Origin of the sequence: Streptomyces sp. NBC_01451, assembly GCF_036227485.1 — a bacterium.
In the GTDB taxonomy this organism is placed as follows: domain Bacteria; phylum Actinomycetota; class Actinomycetes; order Streptomycetales; family Streptomycetaceae; genus Streptomyces.
Genome location: NZ_CP109479.1, coordinates 8,851,256 through 8,866,800 on the forward strand (window position 1 = coordinate 8,851,256; position 15,545 = coordinate 8,866,800).

Genomic DNA, 15,545 nt, shown 5'->3' on the forward strand with positions numbered 1-15,545 from the left:
ACTGCCGGAGGCGCAGTGGAAGTTTCGACGACCCTATGGATCCTGACCATCGTGGGCTTTGCCGCCCTCATCGCGGTTGATTTCTTCATCGGCCGCAAGCCGCACGACGTCTCGATCAAGGAAGCCGGAATCTGGACGGTCGTGTGGATCGCCCTGGCCGGCCTCTTCGGGCTAGGCCTGCTCATCTTCGGCGGTGGCCAGGCCGGCGGAGAGTTCTTCGCGGGCTTCATCACCGAGAAGTCCCTGAGTGTCGACAACCTCTTCGTCTTCGTCCTGATCATGGCGAGGTTCGCGGTGCCGTCCCAGTACCAGCAGCGCGTGCTGCTGGTCGGTGTCCTCATAGCCCTGGTGCTGAGGGCCGTCTTCATCGCCGCGGGTGCCGCCATCCTCGCCAGCTTCGCGTGGGTGTTCTACCTCTTCGGCGTCTTCCTGATCTGGACAGCCTGGAAGCTCATCCAGGAGGCCCGGGCCGGCGACACGGACGAGGAGTACGAGGAGAACAAGCTGCTCAAGGCAGCCGAGCGCAGGTTCGGTGTCGCGGACCGCTACCACGGCACCAAGCTGTGGATCCAGGAGAACGGCAAGAGGGTCATGACCCCCATGCTGGTCGTGATGCTGGCCATCGGTACCACCGACGTGCTCTTCGCGCTCGACTCCATCCCGGCGATCTTCGGCCTGACCCAGGACCCGTACATCGTCTTCACCGCCAACGCCTTCGCCCTGATGGGTCTGCGCCAGCTGTACTTCCTCATCGGGGGACTGCTGAAGAAACTGGTCCACCTCAGCTACGGCCTGTCGATCATCCTCGGCTTCATCGGCGTCAAACTGGTGCTGCACGCACTGCACGAGTCCGGCGTCCAGGTCCCCGAGATCAGCATCCCGGTCTCGCTCGGTGTGATCTGCTCGGTCCTGATCATCACCACGATCACCAGCCTGAGGGCCTCCAGGAAGCAGGCGGCGGCCGAGGCGGCACAGGAGAAGAGCGAAGGCACTCCGAAGGACAGCCTCGACGTCTGACCACGTCGGAGGTAGAAACACCCGACACCGGGGGTGGTGCCCAGTGATTCGTCGAGCACCGTTCCCGGTGCTTCGGTGGGTGCTGGGTGTCCCCGGCCGGGGACACCCGCGCCGGAGGTGGAGGCACCTGTGGACGCACCCGTGAAGTTCGTGCAGATCATCGACTTCGAGACTGAGCGGATCGACGAGATGCGGGAGCTGGATGTCGACGCCTTCCGCGCCCAGCGACCCGGGTTCGTCGCCCGCCGGAACAGTGAACTCGCCCTCGCCCGCCGCTGTCCGGGCAGCCTGCCCGTCTCCGAGTCGCTGCCCCACAGTGACAAGGAGGTCGTGGTGCTGCGTGACGACCTGATCAAGTCGATGCAGGACCTGCTGGAGCACACCTGCCCGTTCGGCAAGAAGGTACGCAGGGTCTACTTCATCGACGAAGTCCTCAGGGACGCCAACTACGAAATGCAGACAACCATCAACCCGACTGCCATCAAGGCCATCTGGGAGGAAGACGTCCGGCTGCTCACCAGTAACGGACTCCATGCCATCGACGAGCACACGGCGCACCTTCCTGCCGCGTCGCTGACATCCTTCTCCCAGCTCAAGTGGCATCGACACCAGCTACGCTAAAACCTCATGCTCCCGTCAGAAGCGGCTCTGACGGGACGCGAAAACGAACTAGGAGCAGTCATGCGGATCGGAGAGGTGGCCGAACAGGCGGGAGTGAGCGTTCGGGCGCTGCGCTATTACGAAGAGCAGCGGCTGCTCGACTCCACGCGCACCAGCGGCAGGCAGCGGCAGTACCCGGACGGCGCGGTCGAACGGGTCAGGATGATCCAGAAGCTGTACGCCGCCGGACTGACGAGCAGGCTCGTTCGCGAGGTCCTGCCCCGGTGCATGAACGAGGGCCCCGTGACCTACGACTTTGTCGAGAGCATCATCGCCGAACGGGCCCGCATCGACTGCCAGATCAACGACCTGACGCAAGTGCGGGCCCGCCTCGACGAGATCATCACCGTGGCGACCGATCCCAGCCACCCCGACCACTGTCACCCGGTACCTTCAGGTGTCCCCGATACCGCCTGAGGCCGACTGCCTCGGCGACCGGCCTCACCACGCTCAGGGCCGTACGTTTCGGCGCCTCGTCCGCTACTCGCACGGTTCTGCCGCGGACCGTGCGACCAGCCTGCGCTCGGGTCGGCCGTATCAGCGCAGTACTGGGCTCACTCCATGGTGAGAACGATGCGCCCCTGGAGTCCGCCCTTGGTCATGCGCGCGTAGGCCTTGGAGGCGTCCTGCAGCGGATAGGTCTTGGCCACGCGCAACGCCAGGTCGCCCGCCGTAGCGAGATCGGACAGCATTGAGAGCCTGGCTGCGTCCGGGCCGACCTGCGTCAGCAGTACCCGGATGCCCCGCTCGGCCTGAGGCAGGGCGTCGATCCGCGTAGTCACGAACCTGCCGCCGTCCGCCACCGCCCCGATGAGGGCCTGCCCGAGCACGGCCGTGTCCAGCACGGCGTCGACCCCTTCGGGACGCACCTTGCGGACGGCCTCGGCCGGCGCCTGCGACGCCGGCACGTACACATCGGCCCCGGCCACCTCGGTCGCGAACGTGCCATCGGGCGATAGGTCACTCGCGATGACCACGGCGCCCTGGCGCTTCGCCAGCTGCACCGCGTAGCCGCCGACCGCCCCCTCCGCCCCGGTGATGAGAACGGTCTGGCCCGCTTCGATCCCGAGCAGTTCGACGGACTGGGCCGCGGTCAGGCCGTTGAGGGGGATGGTGGCGGCGTGGACCGGGTCGACACCCGCGGGCGCCGCGGCGATGGAATGGGAAGGCACCACGACGTACTCCGCCTGCCCCCGGTTCAGCCCCAGGGGCACGCCGTAGCTCAACGCGATGACAGGCTGTCCGGGCGTCCAGTGGCTACCCGGGCCGACGGCGTCGACAACACCGGCGATGTCCCAGCCGAGGCCGTAGGCACTCCCCTCCGGCGGGGCCGGGAAGAAGCCACTGCTCCAGGCCATGAGATCGGTCGGGTTGAGCGCGGACGCCTGAACCTTGATGCGGATCTCGCTCAGGCCCGGAACCGGCTTGTCGATCTCGGCGACCTCGACAACATCCGGCCCTCCGATCGAACGGTAAACGACTGCGCGCATGAGTCTTCCTCCAGTGAGCCGCACCTGCTCGCAGCAGGCGCGGAAGATCTTTGATCCAGGGAAACGATGTCCGCGGCGAGCTGCGGAGCACGAACAGCCACCACGGTAGAACCTGACGCTAACGTCAGATGCAAGTTGAGCGGGTCTGTCGTCGTCTCGATCCCCAGGCGCGGAAGTTGATCTGCAATTCGAGGTTCGGGTGGGCAGGCGGCAGCATCCGGCCCGCGTACGGCTCGGATGATGGTGAATCGCGCCGGTCATGCGGATGCTGGTGTGTGTGGGCGACTTGGTGGCCGAGGGCCTGGAGCTGGCGGACGAGATCGCGGATCCTGAGGGCGGGGCCGGGGTGGCAGCGGTGCCGGTCGGTGCGGGCACGGGGGGCGGCTCCGACGAGTTGGGCGAACGCGGCTTCGAAACACCATCGGCGGTGTTCTGGTCACTGGCGTCCCGGGCTCTGTAAGGCTTTCGGGAACAGCCGTCTCTCCTCTTGCCGCAACGTCCTTACCGGCTCTGCGCCTTGTGGGGCAGGGCGGGCCGGCCGGGGGCGACGGGGCCGCATGCCACATGGGGGTATCGGATGGGTCAGGGTTTCGGACCGACGCGATCCGCCCGCGCACTCGGGGGAGTGCGCGGGCGGATCATTCATCTACCGCTTGTGGGGAGCGGCTATGGCGTGACGGTCAACGCCGTGTGGCCGAGGCCGGTCGTGCCGTCGCCGTACTCGACGGCGCCGACGTAGCGTTGGCCGGGTGTCGTGTTCGGCCAGGACACCGTGATCTCCGGGTGGTCGCCCGCCGAGACGTGCTGCTTGGCCGGGGTGACCGTGGGTGTCACGGCCGGGGTTCCCTGGCCGACCTTCCAGCTCCAGAGGGTGTACTGCTGGCTGGTGGTGCCGGCCGGTAGTTCGTACTGGAGGACGTAGACGTCGTAGTCGCCGGGTGGCAGGTCGACGTGCTCGTCCGAGCCGGCGCCGGCCCAGTTGCCGACGTGGTTGCCGTCGGTGTCGAAGGCGTACAGGTCGAGGTCGCTGCCGGGGACATGGTCCGCGGAGGTGATGGCGAACCGGGTGAACGGGGCGCCCGCGGGGACGTGGACGCGCTGTTTGACGACGGCGTCGTTGGTGCGCTGACTCATGGTGAAGTCGGCCTGGTCGGTGCCGGTGAGGGTGCCGGTGGTCTTCTCGCCGGTGTAGAGGGACGCCTTCGCGGTCAGTTCGCCGTTCCAGCTGACCCCGGTCCTCAGCGTCGCGGAATCGCCTCCGACGACCGTGACCTCGTCCGGGGCGGAGAACGGTACGGCGCGCAGGGCGATCGGGCTGGTGACCTCGTGGTGGCCGTGCGCGTCGCTCAGGGTCAGGGAGCCGAAGGACCAGGTGTCGTAGGCCGCGCCCGTACGCTCGAACGTCACCTTGTACGACGTCGACTCGCCCGGCGCGAGCGTCAGCCGTTTCGGGGTGACTTCGGCGCGGAAGCCCGGCGGGGTCTGGAGCTTCGCCTTGTACGTGGCGGTGTGCGCCGAGACGTTGGTGACTGTGCGCGTCACCGTCTGCGATGCCAGTAGGTCACCGACCGCGATCGAGGGGTAGTTGAGGTCGCTGGGGTCGGTCTTGGCGGCGTTGGCGCAGGCGTCGGTGCCGTCCTCGGTGGCCGGCTTCTGGCCGATCGCGCAGAGGTAGGCGGTCCAGTCGGCGGAGGTGGAGTCGTAGACCAGGCCGGGGTCGGTGGCCCGGGTGACCCGGGGCAGGCCCGCGCCGTAGTCGAGGGGCGAGGCGGAGTCGGCAAGGTTGCGGCCGATGGGGTCGCCGTTCTCGTCGGTGGTCGTGGCCGTCGTCATCAGCGCCGACTTGATCTCCATCGGTGACCAGTCGGGGTGCAACTGCCGCAGCAGGGCGGCGAGGCCGGCGATGTGCGGGGACGACATCGACGTGCCGTTGGCGAAGCTGAACTGGCCGGTGTTGTAAGTGCTGCTGCCGGGCACGACGCCCGCTGGGATGGTCTCGCCGAAGGAGGCGATGTCGGGCTTGAGCAGGTCGCCGTTGCTGAAGTGGTCCGGGCCGCTGGAGGAGAAGTTGGTGATCTCCCGGGTGGCCAGATGGCTGCTCTGCGTGGGGGTGAACCGGGCGGTCGCGCCGGCCTGGGAGGCGTACGCGTGGATCGCCTTCGCGTCCTCGATGCCGACCTGGATTATGGGCACCGAGAAGACGTTCGGGGACAGGAACTCTTCGGACTCCGGGGTGTCGGTGAACACGAGCCCCTTGCCGCCGGCCGCCAGGACCTCGTCCGACTGGTAGTCCTCCCAGATGTCGGCGCCGCCCCGGTCGCAGACGATGATCTTACCCTTCGCCTGTGCCGGATCGAGTGTGCCGGATGCGCACAGCGCGGCCCTGCCGGCGTCCGAGCCGGCCTTGCGTACGGCGGCTGCTTCGACCAGCGGGGCGGAGCCGGTACCCGGGTTCAGGCCGACGCGGGTGTAGCGGCGGCCGTCGCCGAGGACCAGGGAGGTGGTGTACTCGGTGTCGTGCGTCGCCGCGGCGACCGTCGTGACCCATGGACCGGTGTGGTGCACCGAGTCCGGGCCGCCGTTGTTGGCGGACGCGGCGATGAACACGCCCGCCTTGGCAGCGTTGAACATAGCCTCCATGTCGGGCTGCTCGGTGAGGGTGCCGGTGAGGGAGAAGTTGATGACGTCGACGCCGTCCGCGACGGCCCTGTCGATCGCGGCTGTGAGGTCTGCGGTCGGGCAGCCGAAGCCCGGCCAGCACGCCTTGTAGAAGGCGAGACGGGCGGCCGGGGCGACACCGCTGAGCCGGCCCTCGGCATTGCTGCCGGGCACCGACGCGGCGACGTCGTAATTCCCGGCGGCCGTGCTGCCGGTGTGCGTGCCATGGCTGCTGGTGTCCAACGGCGAGGGGGCGTCTTCGCTGTCCGCGGGGACACCCGCACCGAACCACTGCGCGCCGATCACCTTGTTGTTGCAGGTCACCTTGCGCGCGGGGTCCTGGCCCGGGTCGCAGTCGCCGTGCCACTTCTTGGCGATGGCCTCGGCGTCGGGGCGCGGCTCCGGCAGCGCGGCGAACATCGGGTTCGAGGGGTCGACCCCGGTGTCCACGACCCCGACGATCACGCCTTCTCCGGCGTGCGCGGGGCCGCCCGCTTTCGCCCACAGACCCTTGCCGCCGGAGAGACCGAGGAGACGGGGGATGTCGGGGAACTGGGCGGGACGGGCTGTACGGGGCGTCTTGGAGTCCGGGGTGCGCGGTGTCCGGGCGGCGGCTGTGGGAGCCGGGTCCGTAGCCTCGGCCCGGCCCCGGCCGTCGGCCACGGTCCGGAGATGGGTTTCCGCCCGGCCGTCCGCGGTCGGCCCATGGCCCGGGGCCGTCGACGTCAGCTGGGCGACCGTGTTCCGGGTCACCGCGACGACCCCGGGTGTCGAGGCCAGCTTCGCGGCCTGCCGACCGGTCAGTTCGGCGGCGAACCCGTTGAACGTGTAGGAGTAGTCGTAGAGCGTCTCGACGCCGGGCACGGCGTCGAGGACCTGCTCCCGGCGATCGTCCAGGTACGCCACATACTTCTCGACCGTGGCGGAGGCGGCGTCGAGACGCCGACCCGCCGCGGGCGCCGTCCGCTTCAGCCCTGGCAGGTCGCCCCCGTATCCGGCGACGGACTGGCCGCGGAGTTTCACGATGTATATGCCGTCGCCGTAACCGACTTCGTTGCCAGTGGCGTTGGCGGCGAAAGTGGGGGAGACGACCGCCATGAGGGTCAGGGCTCCGGCGAGGAGGGACGCGAGAATGGTGGCTGCCACTCTCCGTCGTCTGGGCGTGCGTGTCACGTGTGGTCCATATCGATCGGGCGCGGCAAGAGCGTCGGGCGCCGGGCGTCCGGCTGCCGTCCGTCTCTGCGGCTGTGGGGGGTTGCGGGCGCTACGGCGTGTCTGTCAGAACCGTGCGCCCGAGGGTTCGAACCGTCGCTGTATTCAACGAGGCCGAGGTACCGCGTGGCCTGCAAAGCAGGCCAGGTCACTGTGAGTTCGGCCCTCGCCCGCAGCCACCGTCGGGGTGACGGTGGCGGGGCGTCGGGTTCGTTGTGGTCGGCCTTCCGGATCCGGATCGTGTGCTGCGAGGTCATCCCGGTCGGCACGGCACACGCGGTGAGGTCGAGCGCCACGGCCAGGTGGTGGCGCACCGCGCGTGGACCCTGCGGGTCCAGCGCGTCGGTCAGCCGCGGGCCGGCAGGCCAGGACCTTCCCCAGGAACGACATCGGAATGCTCGCGGGGCTGGTCAGGGCCGGTCGGGATCAGCCATGACGTGTGGGCAGGCACGGTCTTCCACATGGGTCACGGGGCGTGGAGAAACCCTGTTCGTGGAAGTCGTGCCTGCCGCACTCCGTGGCCCGCTGAGCCCACGTATCGCCACGACCGCGGCAATCACGCGGCAACGCTGAGGCTTGGCCCGGAAGAAGCGCGTAGAGTGCCGGGAACCAGCAGTGTGATTCCCTCAGGCCCGCGACGCGTCACGGCCTCCACCAGTCCCGGAGCGGTGCGATGAGCGGGTGCGTCGGGCCGTCGCCTCACTTACCGCGGGTATTGCTCCGCCGTGACCTCCATGGCCTGGATGAGTGCACCGTCGGGGTCGTAGAACAGGAAAGAACGGGTTCCGGCGTATGGGGACCAGATGTAGTCGGTCTGAACCTTAATACCGGCGGCCTTGACACGCTGAAAGAGGTCATCGATGTCGGGCACATCGATCGCCAGCTCCTTGAGGCCCGTCCTGCCGTAGCTCAGGTACTCGTCCGGAGCCTTGGTGGAGTGCGGGTTGGCGGCCTGCTGCAGTTCCAGCGTCGCGCCATCCTCGTCGGCGACGACCACGATCCGCGTCGCCGCGTCCTTCACGCCCAGAATGTCGTCGAGGATCGAGGAGTTGAACAAGTTTCCGGGCTCGGTGGTGTCCAGCAAGACCTTCTTGAATCCCAGAAGGTCTTTGTAGAAGGGCAGTGATCGGTCCAGATCGCTCACGATGATGCAGATGTGATTGAAGCTCACGATGTTCCTCTGCGTATGGGGGGTGCGGTCGCCGCAGGTACTGGTCCGGCGGCACGAATGCAGACCAACCAGCGGCTAACTCCCGCCGCTGATCTGCAACTTCAACCGCAACGGTAGAACCTGACGCTAGTGGCAGGTGCAAGTCTTTCGAGGCGAGACCTCCGTGAGGAGACAGGCCGAGGCGGCGGCCGGCAAGGTGAGTGACAGCCCACCGTGCAGGCACCCCAGCGGCCTGTCCCTCCTCTGCGGCGACGGCGACCGCCGAGTACACGTGGTCACGACAGGCTCGTGATCGCGGTAAGGCAGAGGCTGGCGACGGGAGGAACCGCCCCGCCCCACCCGGCGTAGCCCGTTGGCGGGCAGTCCGGCCGACCGGGCTGGTTCACCAGGCATACGCCTGCGGGGCTTCTCCCGGTCCCGGCCAGATGCGGTCGAGGCGTTCCATGACCTCGCCGTCGAGTTGCACGGACAACGCCCCGAGATTGGAGCGCAGTTGCTCGCTGTTCGTCGCTCCGGTGACCGTGGTGGAGACGGCAGGGTTGCGCAATACCCAGGCCAGCGCCACGTGTTCTGGCCGGGCACCCAGCTCCCGGCACAGTTCTTCATACGCTTCGAGCTGGTCGCGGTGTGCGTCGATGCGCTTCAGCATCGACGCGTCCTGGACGTGTCCCTCGGTGGCGGACTCGAGTGCGCCGGTGAGCAGGCCGGCGTGCAGCGGGCTGTAAGGGATCAGGCCGATGCCGAGGTGGCGCAGCGCGGGGACGAGCTCCATTTCCACGGCTCGTACGGCGAGGTTGTACAGGCTCTGTTCGGATGTCAGGCCCAGGAAGTGCCGTGCGGTGGCGGCCGACTGGGCGAGGGCCACGTCCCAGCCTGCGAAGTTGCTGCTGCCGACGTAGCTGATCTTGCCCTCCCGTACCAGTTGTTCCATCGCCTGCCAGACTTCCTCCCAGGGTGTGGCCCGGTCGATGTGGTGCATCTGGTAGAGGTCGATGTGATCCGTCTGGAGTCGCCGCAGGCTCGCCTCGCACGCGCGCCGGATGTGGTAGGCGGACAGTCGGCGGTCGTTCGGGCCCAGCCCCATCGGCTGGTAGGCCTTCGTGGCCAGGACGATGTCGTCGCGGCGACCGCTGCGCTTCAGCCACCGGCCGATGGTCTCCTCGGAAACGCCGTACCCTCTCTCCATGTCCGCTGTTTGCGGGCCGCCGTAGACGTCGGCGGTGTCGAAGAGGTTGATACCCGTCTCGATTGCGGTGTCCATGACCGCGAAACTGGTCGATTCGTCCACGGTGTAACCGAAGCCCATCGTCCCGAGGCCGATCCGGCTGACCAGCAGACCGCAGCGGCCCAGGTGGCCGTATCTCATCTCGTCACTCATCTGCTTACTGCCCTTTCGTACGTGATGCCCTGATGGGGCTTCAGACGGAGACCGGCGCGGTGACGAGGGCAGAGTCTCCCCTGTTCCGCGGTGTGCGCGTCGAGGTCTGGTACGACGGGCCCCGATCCGACTGCGGCGGGGTTGCGGTCAGGCCAGCGGGACGCCTGTGTGGGTCTCCAGAGTGCGGATGAGGCGGGCCTGGAACTCTTCGTCCCGGCAGGCGGGGTGGGGAGGCTGCATCTGCCGGTGGTACCAGTAGCCGCCGGTGGACGGGGTCGCCTCGTGGTGGGTGGCGAGCCACACCTGTGTCTCATGTCCGGCGGTCAGGTCGTCCGGTGCGCCGGGGCCGCCCATCCGGGTGGGGACCCAGCCGGGGTCGACCGCGTGGCTGGAGGTTCCTTCCCATCGGGACGTGAAGGCGAGCGCGAGGGTGGTGACCCACAGTTTGCTGTCGTCGTAGGTAGCAGTTCCGGCGGCCAGCCGTCGCAGGTCGGTGGAGCCGGTTCGGTGCATGGAGCTGCTGAGATAGATGAGCCTGGCCGGTTTGTCCAGCAGGGCAGTCAGCAGGTAGGGCGTGACTGCGTTGACGGTGCCCGCTTCTGGGGCACGCATCGTGCCGGCGTTGTGGATGGCCGCGTCGAAGTGTCCGAACTCGCCGGCCTGCCGGGCGATCTCGCGGACCTGCTCCAGGTCGGCGAGGTCCCCGGTGAGCACGCCCTTCCACCGGGCGGTGTCCTCCGCACCGGTGAGGCGAGCCCGGTCGCGGACGTGCGTGACCACGTCGTGCCCGTCGTCGGCCAGTGCCTTCGCCGTGTTGTATCCGAGCCCGCTGGATGCCCCGGTCACCAGGATCAGTGCCATGTCCGTCGTCTTTCGTCGGTTGCGGTGGTGGGTGCGGCGAACCGGTTGGGACGTCCGCCGAGTGCCGAGAGGTCGTACGGAAAGAGCCTGCGGGCCATGCCTTGCCATCTCCGGATCTGCTGGTCAGGGACGTCGAAGGTTTGTGAAAGTGCCCAGTCTCCGGTCGCATCGGATCTGACGTTCTGGCCTCGGGACGCCCGCCGCACCGCGGCGCCCCGTTGTGACCGGCAGACGTGCTACCGGCCCGCGTCCTCGGAGGCGGTGGATGGGTGGGCGCTGTCCTGGGAGGCCGTCCACGAGGCGAGCAGGCGCAGGCTCTCTTCGGAGGGGGATCCGGGTTCGGCGGTGTAGATGAGGAGTGTGAGTCCGGGTTCGTCGTCCACGCCTGAGCCGTGCCAGGCCAGGGTGAGGTCGCCGACGACCGGGTGGCTGAAGCGTTTGGTGCCGCTGCCGTGACGGCGCACGTTGTGGGAGCCCCAGCGGGTGCGAAAGGCGTCACTGCGGGTGGACAGCTCGCCCACCAGGTCGTGGAGGTCCTTGTCGTGCGGGTTACGGCCGGCCTCAGTACGCAGGACGTCCACGGTCATGTCGGCGATGAGGTCCCAGTCCGAGTAGAACCGGCGGGCCGCAGGGTCCAGGAACTGGAAGCGGGCCATGTTCGGCGGCTGCGTGCCGCCGTCGTAGATGTCGCTGAAAAAGGCGCGGGCCAGCTGGTTGGCGGCGAGCAGGTCCAGGCGGCCGTTCGTCACGAACGCGGGCCCGGCGGTGACAGCGTTCAGGGCCCACTGCAAGGTCTTGGGCGGCACCCACTGTTTGCTGGCGCGCGGCCGTGGCCGAGCGAGTCGGTCGGAGCCTTCTTGTGCCTGGGCGAGATGGAGCAGGTGGGTCCGTTCGACGTCGTCGAGCTGGAGCGCACGGGCGACCGCTTCGAGCACGGCGGGTGAGACACCGGCGAGGTTGCCGCGCTCCAGCTTGCCGTAGTAGTCGACGCTGACGTCGGCCAGTGTTGCGACCTCGCTGCGGCGCAGCCCGGGCACACGGCGCCGGGAGCCGGCTGGCAGCCCCACCTGCTCCGGGGTGATCTTGGCTCGCCGCGAGGTCAGGAACTCGCGGACTTCGTCACGGTTGTCCACACCCCGACCGTACGCTGCCCGCCAGACCGTAGCGATGTACTGCCAGTACATGCTTCATCAGTCACTGGCTACCCGCGCGGAACGTGGGTTTCCTGGATGGCGTGGCACCCAACCGCCCGGCCGACGGACACGGCCGGTCCCCCGTATGTAAGGAGCAACCCCCATGCGCGGCGTCGTTATGCACGCCCCCGGCGACTTCCGGGTGGAGGAGCGCGAGGATCCGAAGATCCTCAAGCCCACTGACGCGGTCATCCGAGTGGCGGCGGCCTGTGTGTGCGGCTCGGACCTGTGGCCCTACCGTGGGGCCGAGTCCTTCGAGGCACGCTCCCCGATCGGCCACGAGTACGTGGGCGTGGTGGAAGAGGTCGGCAGCGCCGTCACCACCGTCCAGCCCGGCCAGTTCGTGGTCGGCGGCTTCTCCACCTCGGACAACACGTGCGAGAGCTGCCGCGCCGGCTACCAGACCTCCTGTGTCCAGCGCGAGTGGATGAACGCGATGGGCGCCCAGGCGGAGCGGCTGCGCGTCCCGCTCGCCGACGGCACCCTCGTCGCCACCCCGGGCACCCCGGACGAGGACCTGATCCCGAGCCTGCTGACCGCCTCCGACGTCCTGGGCACCGGCTGGTTCGCCGCCGTCGCCGCTCAGGCCGGACCGGGCAAGACGGTCGCCGTGGTCGGTGACGGCGCGGTCGGCCTGCTCGGCGTGCTGGCCGCCCGGCAGCTCGGCGCGGAGCGGGTCATTGCCATGAGCCGACACGCCTCCCGGCAGAAGCTGGCCCTGGAGTTCGGTGCCACAGACATCGTCACCGAGCGCGGCGATGCGGGCGTAGAGAAGATCAAGGAGCTGACCGGCGGCTTCGGCGCGCACTCGGTGATTGAGGCGGTCGGCACCCAGGAGTCGATGCTCCAGGCGATCCGCTCCACCCGCCCCGGCGGCCATGTCGGCTACGTCGGCGTGTCCCACGACGTGACGCTGGACGGCCAGGAGCTGTTCTTCTCCCACGCCCACCTGCACGGCGGCCCGGCCCCGGTCCGCCAGTACCTGCCCCATCTGATCGACCTGATCTGGAACCGTCAGATCGACCCGGGCAAGGTCTTCGACCTCACCCTCCCCCTGGAGCAGGCCGCCGACGCCTACCAGGCGATGGATGAACGCCGCGCCATCAAGGTCCTGTTGAAGCCCTGAACTCATCCGAACACAGTGGCCGCCCGGCCGGGAGCCGCTCCTGTGCCAGGCAGGTGGCCACCACCTGTCCCCGGCGGGCACTGATGTGCACGCAAGGGATCCGCATCCGATATCTGGACACCTTTCGACCCGAACAATGACAGAGGACCACATGAGCAGTCCGTCTGACCGTCCGGGCGTTGCGAGCGGCACCGTCACCATCGGTGGTGACCTGTCGGTGCACAGGCTCGGCTACGGTGCCATACAGCTCACCGGCCCAGACGTGTGGGGTGAGCCCGCCGATGGCTGGCGGGCTTCACCACCGCCGAGGCCCGGCCCGGAGAGCAGACCATCGTCGAGGTGCCCCTTCCCGCCGCTGTCTTCCGGCACTGGGACACCGCACGCAAGCCTGGTCCGTCGAGCCAGGAACATACCGCCTCGAAGTCTGCCGTTCGTGGGAAATGATCCCTAGAGCAACCGAGATCACAGTGCCGTCGGTGGACCGACTGTCCCCTTGAGACGGGGCGCAGCCGCGACCAACCCGACAGGACGCGGCAGCGCCCTTCCCATCACTACCAGGGTGTGTCAACTCAACCTAGACACCCCCAACCATCGAGCTCCGCATCGCCAGAGAGGGGAGGAAGGTGACGGCGGTGGAGGTTTGTGCTCGACGAGATGCCGGGCCGTGTAACGCGGCCCGGCATCTCGTTCCGCCTCGATCGCGCTGTCCCGGGCCTGCCGTGGTTCACCGTGTTGCGACGGCGACGACCGTCGCAAGTGCGGTGGCGGTCGCGGTCATCGGACCGGGTTCCAGCCGTCGGTGCCGGCCAGGTACTTCTGGGCGGTGTAGTCGGCAGCCTCAGCGTCGGTCATCATCGGTGCGTTGGAGGCGACACCGGCTCCAGGACCGGAGTTGCGGTACTCCTTGAACCGGGCCTGCGACCAGGAATAGTCGGGCGTCATGTCGGTCCAGGGATGCGTCTCGGTCACGACCGAGGCCACCTGGGTGTCACGGACCACCGCCTGAGGTGAGGCGTCCGGCCCGTTGTGCCACGGCCGGCCGAGGTACGCCGTCCTTGCCGCCGCTGTGGAGTTGACGAAGCTGTCGGTGATGAGGATCCCGTATTTCTTGCTCCTGTCGGTGTTTGGCGCCAGCACCGTGCCTCCGGGCCACTCGAGCACCTGAATGTTGGACCGGTGGATCACCGCGGTGGCGTTGCCGAAGATGAAGTCCACGTCGCCCCGGATGAAGCAGTCGTGGAAGTACTGCCGGGCCTGGGTGTTGGGCGTCTCGCCCTTGACGAGGAGGGTGTCTTGATGGCTCAGTATCGAAACATTGTCGAACACCTGCCGGTCACCCATGGCGGCAACCGCGACGGCCTGGGTCTCGTACGGGCTGATCTCCGGGTGGGCGTTGCGGTCGAACGTGTTGCTGATGGTGAGGTTCTTGACGGTCAGGTTGGGTGCCCTGAAGGTGGCCACGGCGCTGCCTTGGGTGCCGTATTTCGCGCCGGTCGCGGGGTCGGTCATCCCGTTGCACCGGGTGTTGTAAATGACGACATTCAGGTCGAGGTCAGTGATGCCCTGGAGCGTCAGCCAGGGTTTGTTCTTCGGGACACTGATGACCTCGTGGTAGACGCCCTTGTCTATGAGGACGGTGTGCGCGGTGCCGTCGGCGGGCACGGCGTCGATCGCGGCCTGCACGGTGAGATAGTCGCCGATGCCATCCTGCGAGACATACATCAGACTGTCTTCTGGAAGGTGCTTCCCCCTGGTATTGATGTTCGAATGGTGGGCCATCAAGAGGTAACGCGATGCGACAGCCAGGCTTCCGATGACAAATCCGGCGATCTCCACGGGAGCCGCGAAGGCGGTGGCGCCCGCTATGAACGTCGTCAGGAACGCCGTGCTGAGCCTGCCCCAGTTGTTGTGGAACGCGATGTCCGCCACGGTGAGGCCGTAGGCCGTGCCCGTGGCGAACTGCCTTATGGTGTCGAGTGCTTGCTGTCGGAACCGAGAGGCTTCAGCGAGTCCCACGATGATCTGAAGGATGGCCTGCGCTCCTTCCCTGGGAGCGACGGTGGCGCCGTCCTGGAGCCGCAGGACGGCTGTGTTGAAGCTGGCGGGGGACATTTGCATGCCGTCGCGGCTGGCGCCCTGTCGTGCCAGGGCGTCGTATCCGGCGAGGTCTTGGAACCGGGTGTTCGTCTGGCTGCCCAGATCGTCTCTGCCGGTGGTCCCGGCCGGCCTGCCCAGAGGTATGTCTCCTTGGCCGTTCCGCAGTCCGGGCTCCAGTGTGAAGAAGTCACCCCATCTCACGTCGCCGACTCCGTTCTCGACGCCCTGGAACCAGCCCACGACGTAGGAGTCCGACCGGCGCATGAACACTCGGATGAACTCGGGCCTGTCCTCGGCGTGCAGGTCGACGCGGATGTGCTCGCTGGTCGCGTCGATGGCGGTGACGTCGACCGGGGCAGCGCCGTCGACGGGAATCCTGCCGCCTCTGATCGCCGCCCTGATGCCATTGATGAGGCCGGTGTAGCCGGTCTTCGCCTCAGACGGCTCACTGCTGATGTGCCAGGTGACGTGCGCGCCGGTCGCGGCGCTGGCGCGAGGGGCGGCGGTGACCACTGCGCCTCCGGCCAGCATGGTGCCGGCCGCTACAGCGATGGCACTGGCGAGAAATGATCTGCGGGGGAGTTGGCCCTGCTGTCCGGTCGTCACTTGAGCTCCTTTGGCTTGATGATCGATTCATTGGCTGGTCGCAGTGTGCGAGGGTTGCTGATCTTGACGGTGACGT

The 15,545-nt window shown here is 67.9% G+C and carries 12 protein-coding genes and 1 pseudogene; 6 read left to right on the plus strand and 7 right to left on the minus strand.

The features are described from left to right. Positions 1 to 15 precede the first annotated feature (15 nt). The 3 genes from OG595_RS38975 (at position 16) to OG595_RS38985 (ending at position 2,094) form a co-directional block, all read left to right on the plus strand. On the plus strand, positions 16 to 1,017 hold the full coding sequence (locus OG595_RS38975; RefSeq protein WP_329280559.1) for a TerC family protein: 1,002 nt from the start codon (positions 16 to 18) through the stop codon (positions 1,015 to 1,017). 129 nt (positions 1,018 to 1,146) lie between these two features. Next, complete coding sequence (locus OG595_RS38980; RefSeq protein ID WP_329280561.1) at positions 1,147 to 1,638, plus strand: hypothetical protein; 492 nt, start codon at positions 1,147 to 1,149, stop codon at positions 1,636 to 1,638. Between the two features lie 60 nt (positions 1,639 to 1,698). Next, complete coding sequence (locus OG595_RS38985; RefSeq protein ID WP_329280563.1) at positions 1,699 to 2,094, plus strand: MerR family transcriptional regulator; 396 nt, start codon at positions 1,699 to 1,701, stop codon at positions 2,092 to 2,094. Positions 2,095 to 2,231: 137 nt separating this feature from the next. Here the strand turns inward: OG595_RS38985 and OG595_RS38990 are convergent, their stop codons facing one another. Next, complete coding sequence (locus OG595_RS38990; protein ID WP_329280565.1) at positions 2,232 to 3,167, minus strand: NADP-dependent oxidoreductase; 936 nt, start codon at positions 3,165 to 3,167, stop codon at positions 2,232 to 2,234. A 277-nt stretch (positions 3,168 to 3,444) separates the two neighbouring features. Between OG595_RS38990 and OG595_RS38995 the strand changes: the two genes are divergently transcribed. Further along, positions 3,445 to 3,627, plus strand: a complete 183-nt coding sequence (locus OG595_RS38995) for a hypothetical protein (RefSeq protein WP_329280567.1) — start codon at positions 3,445 to 3,447, stop codon at positions 3,625 to 3,627. A gap of 206 nt (positions 3,628 to 3,833) precedes the next feature. Here the strand turns inward: OG595_RS38995 and OG595_RS39000 are convergent, their stop codons facing one another. From OG595_RS39000 to OG595_RS39020, 5 genes are all read right to left on the minus strand, one after another. Continuing rightward, positions 3,834 to 6,971, minus strand: a complete 3,138-nt coding sequence (locus OG595_RS39000; protein WP_329280569.1) for a S8 family serine peptidase — start codon at positions 6,969 to 6,971, stop codon at positions 3,834 to 3,836. Positions 6,972 to 7,740: 769 nt separating this feature from the next. Then, complete coding sequence (locus OG595_RS39005) at positions 7,741 to 8,208, minus strand: VOC family protein (protein WP_329280571.1); 468 nt, start codon at positions 8,206 to 8,208, stop codon at positions 7,741 to 7,743. A 382-nt stretch (positions 8,209 to 8,590) separates the two neighbouring features. Continuing rightward, positions 8,591 to 9,586 (minus strand): aldo/keto reductase, encoded by a 996-nt coding sequence (locus tag OG595_RS39010; protein ID WP_329280573.1) that lies wholly within the window; start codon positions 9,584 to 9,586, stop codon positions 8,591 to 8,593. A gap of 147 nt (positions 9,587 to 9,733) precedes the next feature. After that, entirely contained in the window at positions 9,734 to 10,447 is a 714-nt protein-coding gene (locus OG595_RS39015; RefSeq protein ID WP_329280575.1) for an SDR family NAD(P)-dependent oxidoreductase, read from the minus strand. Between the two features lie 236 nt (positions 10,448 to 10,683). After that, positions 10,684 to 11,580, minus strand: coding sequence for a helix-turn-helix transcriptional regulator (locus OG595_RS39020; RefSeq protein ID WP_329280577.1), 897 nt, complete (start codon positions 11,578 to 11,580; stop codon positions 10,684 to 10,686). Between the two features lie 163 nt (positions 11,581 to 11,743). Between OG595_RS39020 and OG595_RS39025 the strand changes: the two genes are divergently transcribed. Continuing rightward, positions 11,744 to 12,766, plus strand: a complete 1,023-nt coding sequence (locus OG595_RS39025) for a zinc-dependent alcohol dehydrogenase family protein (protein WP_329280579.1) — start codon at positions 11,744 to 11,746, stop codon at positions 12,764 to 12,766. A gap of 151 nt (positions 12,767 to 12,917) precedes the next feature. Then, positions 12,918 to 13,049, plus strand: a pseudogene (locus tag OG595_RS39030) (oxidoreductase); the annotation flags it as partial. A 491-nt stretch (positions 13,050 to 13,540) separates the two neighbouring features. Here OG595_RS39030 and OG595_RS39035 read toward each other — a convergent pair. Next, positions 13,541 to 15,469, minus strand: a complete 1,929-nt coding sequence (locus OG595_RS39035; protein WP_329280581.1) for a pectinesterase family protein — start codon at positions 15,467 to 15,469, stop codon at positions 13,541 to 13,543. Positions 15,470 to 15,545: the final 76 nt, after the last annotated feature.

Excerpts from the sequence above, each read along its gene's own strand:
- OG595_RS38990 (WP_329280565.1), bottom strand. The coding sequence starts at position 3,167 with ATGCGCGCAGTCGTTTACCGTTCGATCGGAGGGCCGGATGTTGTCGAG.
- OG595_RS38985 (WP_329280563.1), top strand. The coding sequence starts at position 1,699 with ATGCGGATCGGAGAGGTGGCCGAACAGGCGGGAGTGAGCGTTCGGGCG.
- OG595_RS39025 (WP_329280579.1), top strand. The coding sequence starts at position 11,744 with ATGCGCGGCGTCGTTATGCACGCCCCCGGCGACTTCCGGGTGGAGGAG.
- OG595_RS39010 (WP_329280573.1), bottom strand. The coding sequence starts at position 9,586 with ATGAGTGACGAGATGAGATACGGCCACCTGGGCCGCTGCGGTCTGCTG.
- OG595_RS39015 (WP_329280575.1), bottom strand. The coding sequence starts at position 10,447 with ATGGCACTGATCCTGGTGACCGGGGCATCCAGCGGGCTCGGATACAAC.